This is a genomic window from Bacillus sp. AFS023182, from assembly GCF_002560575.1.
Classification (GTDB): Bacteria; Bacillota; Bacilli; order Bacillales; family Bacillaceae_G; genus Bacillus_A; species Bacillus_A arachidis.
The window spans coordinates 1-5,124 of the sequence record NZ_NTRO01000081.1; the positions used below are offsets into that span (position 1 = coordinate 1).

Here is a 5,124-nt window from a genome sequence, read left to right on the forward strand (position 1 = left end):
GTTTTCGTGATTTAGTCGAAGTGATGGAGGAACGGGGCTTATCCATTGTTCATACAACGATTATGCGTTGGGTTCACCAATATAGTCCTGAGCTAGATAAGAGAGTTCGTCGTCATCTTAAGAAAACGAATGATTCTTGGCGAGTAGACGAGACGTATATTAAAGTCAAAGGAAAGTGGATGTACTTATATAGAGCTGTTGATTCCGAAGGAAACACCATTGACTTTATCCTCAGTAAAACAAGAGATCACAAGGCTGCAAAGCGCTTTTTTAAGAAAGCTTTGCAGTCTTTTCATGTTTCTAAACCTCGTGTTGTGACCGTTGATAAAAATCCAGCTTATCCTATCGCTATAGAACATTTGAAGAAAGAACAACGGATGCTTGCTGACATCCAAATAAGACGAATAAAATATCTGAATAACATAATTGAGCAAGATCATCGCTTTATCAAGAAGCGAGTGCGTACCATGTTGGGATTGAAATCTTTTCAATCAGCTAAACGAGTGTTGGCTGGACTGGAAGCGATGAGAATGGTTAAAAAAGGACAGACTTTACAAGGGGAGAAGTCTGTCAAAAAACAAATCAAGTTAATTAATCAACTCTTCGGTCTCACCGCATAGTAGTAGATTCCATTAGGAACCTACACTGCTGTTTCTAATCTACATATTATTTGCACCAGAACCTAAATCTCTAATGGTGTCTTTTCTTCAATTTTCAGGGTGCGTCTTAACTCCATTGGTATAACGATACGTCCTAAATTATCTAATTTCCGAGTTACTCCTGTTGATTTCATGAAACCTCTCCCTTATATATTCTATAGCTCTATATTTCTCATACCCTATGCCATTTTCTCATTGTAACAGGCTTTTTCCGTACATGAAAAACATTATAATCCAAAAACTGACGATCAGAACAAAGATATTTTTACACTTTTGCTTAAAGGAAATATAGGGGTCCTATTTTAATTTTAACTTAGTTTCAATATACAATATTGAAACTTAAAAATTTAAATTTTAACTGAATGAAATTTGCAGTTTTAAAAGGCGGCTTATACACAAAGTTATAATTAAACGACTCAAAATGCGCCTGACGGTATCGTGATTTTTAAATATACATACAAAATACAGTTTTATTTAACAATATATCCTAAAAATCCCCTCATTTTTTATTCACTCAGTATTTAAACGATTTCTTTTTTCCCGTTGCAAAGTACTTACGCTGATTCCCGTCATTCTTTCCACTTTCCTATAAGATTCTGTTTTTAACAAACCAAGAGCGTGTTCTATTTGCTCTTTATTATATTTCTTCGGTCGTCCCTCTTTAAAATTAGGATTCAACTTGGCAATCGCTTTTCCTTCTTGTGTACGTTCTACAATCATATCTCTTTCAAATTCAGCGAATGCACTCATGATATTAAACATCAATCGTCCAGTTGGCGTATCTTCCACTACTCCCATATTAATGACATGTACCTTAACTCCTTTTTCAAATAACATTTTAATCGTTTGGATTGCATTTTCAGCCGAACGTGCAAAACGATCTAATTTTGTTACAACAAGTGTGTCGCCATTTTCTAGTACAGAAAGCAGTTCTTGAAATTTTGGTCTATCAAATTTTGTACCTGTAAATTTTTCAGAGTAAATTTTCTCGCAGCCTTCTTTTTCTAACATTTGAATTTGGGATTCTAAATCCTGGTTTAACGTGCTTACTCTGGCATATCCATATTTGGGGACACTTTATCAAAAAAAGAAAATTGTACGTTACGACACAATTTAGACACATCTAATTAGATACCCTTATTTTGAGAAGTCAGCTCATTTTTTCTTCTTTGGGCTGTTTATCTTTCTTAAGTTAATGGGCATATGATACTACCTCATAATACATATGAGCATCATTTAACCATTTCTTAACATTTTCTCAACATTACATTATACATATATACGATACAATAATAAGTAATTCTCTTTATCTTACTTCTATATATTTGTTATTTCCTGTTGCAGAACTCTTATGGTAAGGGTTCTATTTTTTGTCCCAAAAGGTACACCTTTTGGTTCTCTTTTCATTACTATGTATTCAAATATGTAGTGAATCCTTGGTATGTCTATAAAAGTATACATTTATAAACAGATGTAAACTTGAAATACAGAAGCATTTGCATATGTAAGGGACTATCTTATAAAATACAGTTAAGAAAAGAAAGACAGGGAGAGGAAACCCATGTCCACAAAATTAGTAAATTTACGAATTGATTTTGCTTTTAAACAGTTATTTGGAACAAAGGGGAATGAAGAAATCTTAATTGGATTTCTAAACGCTATCTTAGAAGAATCTTTAGATACACCTATTTCATTACTACAATTGGAAGACCCACATCTCCATAAGTCTTATGAAGATGATAAGCTATCCATACTAGACTTATTAGCAACACTCGACAATGGAACGCAAGTGAATATTGAGATTCAACTCCGAAATACACATGATATGGTAAAACGATCTTTATACTATTGGAGTAAACTCTATACATCCCAAATGCAAGAAGGGATGCCATATCGTTCACTTCGGAAAACAATTACCATTAACCTATTAGATTTCATATTATTTTCTTATGAAGACTCATTTCACACCATCGGACAATTATGGAATTCGAAAACACAACAGGTTTTAAGTGACGATATTGAAATCCATTTTGTAGAGATTCCAAAATTAGTGAAACAATGGCGTGAAGAAAAAGTAAATCCATGGGAAAATACATTTGTCCGTTGGATGTTATTGTTACCAGCCCATGAAGATGAACACTTAACTCAGACATTGGAGGAGATTGCGATGAATCAAGATCCAATTTTACAAAAGGCAATGCATAAATGGGAAAATATGAGTCATGATTCTTCTTTCCGCACAGCCTATGAGGCTCGTGAGAAGCTACTTCTTGATGAACAAGCTAAGTTGGCTCACGCTCGAGAAGAAGGCATTGAACAGGGGAAAATTCAATTGATTCGTGGCATGCATAAAAATGGTATGCCATTAGAAGACATTGCAAAATTCACTGGTCTAAGTACAGAAGAGATACGAAAATTATTATAGATTCACGTACGATAAAAGGTATCGAGGCCATTCATGCCCTATATAAATAAAGGCGAAGTCTTCAAAGAGACTCCGCCTTTTCAACGTACAAGGAACTTCAACAATTACTAGCTACTTCCTAAACATTGCTCCTCATTTACTAACCTGTTTCTGCTTTTTTCAAACTTTGCACCAGAACCAACAAATCAATGCTCAATTAAACTTAGGTTTTTATCTTTCTGAACATGTATTCATCTTTATAAAATACTGTAATGATAAGGGTTTGAGTCCTTAGCGTACAATTTTCCCAGAATGATATGGTAACCCCTATAAAGCAATGAAAGAATTTGGGGTCTGTGTAGCAATGGAACTTTTTTACGCAACAAGTATTAGCGGACATTCATTTTAAGGGTTATTTCGTATGTTAGTGGACATACAAGGACTATTTTTAGTGATTTGATGTCCGCTAATAATACTTATAGGACATTCTAGATGAAATATGTCTTTGATTATTTTCTAAAAATGGTTTATAAGATTAAAAATCGTTCTGTTTTAACGTGCAAAAGAGGCATTTTTACTACTCATAATGTCCGCTAATGCTTATTGCGTGATTTGGTTCCGTTGCTACACAAACCCCAATTTTGTAACGATTACGAAAGTCTTTTGTAATGCTTGTGAAAGTAATTTGAAATATATTGATAATAAGATGAAATTATCCTCAATATCTTTGTAAAACATTCAATAAAGTGTTGATTTTATTTTTCTAATGCAATAAAAATGCAGAATTTGATATTGAATCATCTTTTAAATTTTAAGCGATTTATGTGTTCCACAGTATATTTAGTACAAGTATCTTATTAAGTGAAGAACAAGTCGCTCAATTATATTAGAAAAATAAAATTGATCAAACCGAGCTTCCCCAAAGCTTCTTTTTACACAACAAAACCCACAGATTGTTTTCTGTGGGTTTTGTTGTGTTTATGCTTTTCCTTCAAACAAGTGGTTCTTTTATAGAAATAAGTGAGATCTTCTAATCTGCACAATCCTGCCAACCGGCACACGCGCATGTATTGTACTTTCGTAATCTCCCTTGTTTATAAGGAATTATATGATGTGCTCCATTAGCTATGCCAAATTGTATTTGAATTGTCATCGATCGCATTACTAGCTAGATCACACACTTGCTTTCATTATTTTCTTGGACCATACGCGGCAATTGGTTTAACAGGTTTCGCATCTGTCGCTTCCCATATAGGGGCAGTTAATGTTGGATAGTTCAAAGCTTCTACTTTTTTTCTTGTTTCTTGTGATGCTTTTAGTCCCCATTGATCAAAAAATGGAAGTAAATTTTGTTTCGCTACCTTCGATGTATTGTAAATAAATGCTTGTATTTCATCTTCATCAGTTTCTGGAAGTTTATCCTTTGGTAACTCTCGATATAGTTTGTGAAGATTCGGATAAAACTCTTCCCCATATGCTAAATGAAGTTGCCAAAACATAACAAGTTTCACAAACAAGTCATCAATATTTTTATACTCTTTATCTGTTTGTTTTAAGTATTTAAAGGCTCTATCGTAATCCCCCTCTTTTTCTAGACGTGTTGGTTGATTCGGGAATAATTGTTTTTGTGCAGCTAAAGCATATATATTAACAGTGACTTCAGTCATTCCATTCGAAGCCCACGTCCAAGGGTATTGTTGCCTTGTATGTCCTGCTTCATGCATTTGTCCCCATCCAAATTCATTTACATTTAAAGCACTTTTAATTGCTTCATTAGCAGTAGTAAATACGACTCCATCCCGACCTGCATACATGTACATGCCCGGTGGGTTGTTAGGGTTTTCTACAAAAGCCCAAAGGCGGCGAGTTGAACGATGTAACGGATTAGAACTTGTTTCAGATAATCCTGATATTTTGTCTTGCGCTAGAATCATTTCATCATATTTTTTTAATAGGGGAACAGGATCTTGATCTACAATATATTTCTTGGCACTTTCCTGAGTAACGGTAAGTACTGTTTTCTTTGACTTTAATTGAACCGCATGCGCATCTGGATACTTG

The 5,124-nt window shown here is 34.2% G+C and carries 3 protein-coding genes and 3 pseudogenes; 3 read left to right on the forward strand and 3 right to left on the reverse strand.

Annotated elements, in window-relative coordinates:
• Window positions 1-620: IS6 family transposase (locus CN288_RS25135; RefSeq protein WP_098303370.1), on the forward strand; the 620-nt coding region annotated here is incomplete at its 5' end.
• A gap of 65 nt (window positions 621-685) precedes the next feature.
• Here the strand turns inward: CN288_RS25135 and CN288_RS25140 are convergent.
• Together CN288_RS25140 and CN288_RS25145 are read right to left on the reverse strand one after the other, a co-directional pair.
• Window positions 686-793 (reverse strand): annotated as a pseudogene (locus CN288_RS25140) (AbrB/MazE/SpoVT family DNA-binding domain-containing protein); the annotation flags it as partial.
• Window positions 794-1,169: 376 nt separating this feature from the next.
• Window positions 1,170-1,727: pseudogene (locus CN288_RS25145) on the reverse strand (recombinase family protein); the annotation flags it as partial.
• A 493-nt stretch (window positions 1,728-2,220) separates the two neighbouring features.
• On the opposite strand from CN288_RS25145, the gene CN288_RS25150 reads away from it, so the two are divergent.
• On the forward strand, window positions 2,221-3,084 hold the full coding sequence (locus tag CN288_RS25150; protein WP_098303372.1) for an Rpn family recombination-promoting nuclease/putative transposase: 864 nt from the start codon (window positions 2,221-2,223) through the stop codon (window positions 3,082-3,084).
• Window positions 3,084-3,206: pseudogene (locus CN288_RS29970) on the forward strand (IS6 family transposase); the annotation flags it as partial. The gene CN288_RS25150 and the pseudogene CN288_RS29970, both read left to right, overlap by 1 nt.
• Before the next feature lie 1,047 nt (window positions 3,207-4,253).
• On the opposite strand, the gene CN288_RS25160 reads toward CN288_RS29970, so the two are convergent.
• Window positions 4,254-5,124 (reverse strand): M60 family metallopeptidase (locus CN288_RS25160; RefSeq protein ID WP_217994263.1); only part of this gene is annotated, 871 nt, incomplete at its 5' end.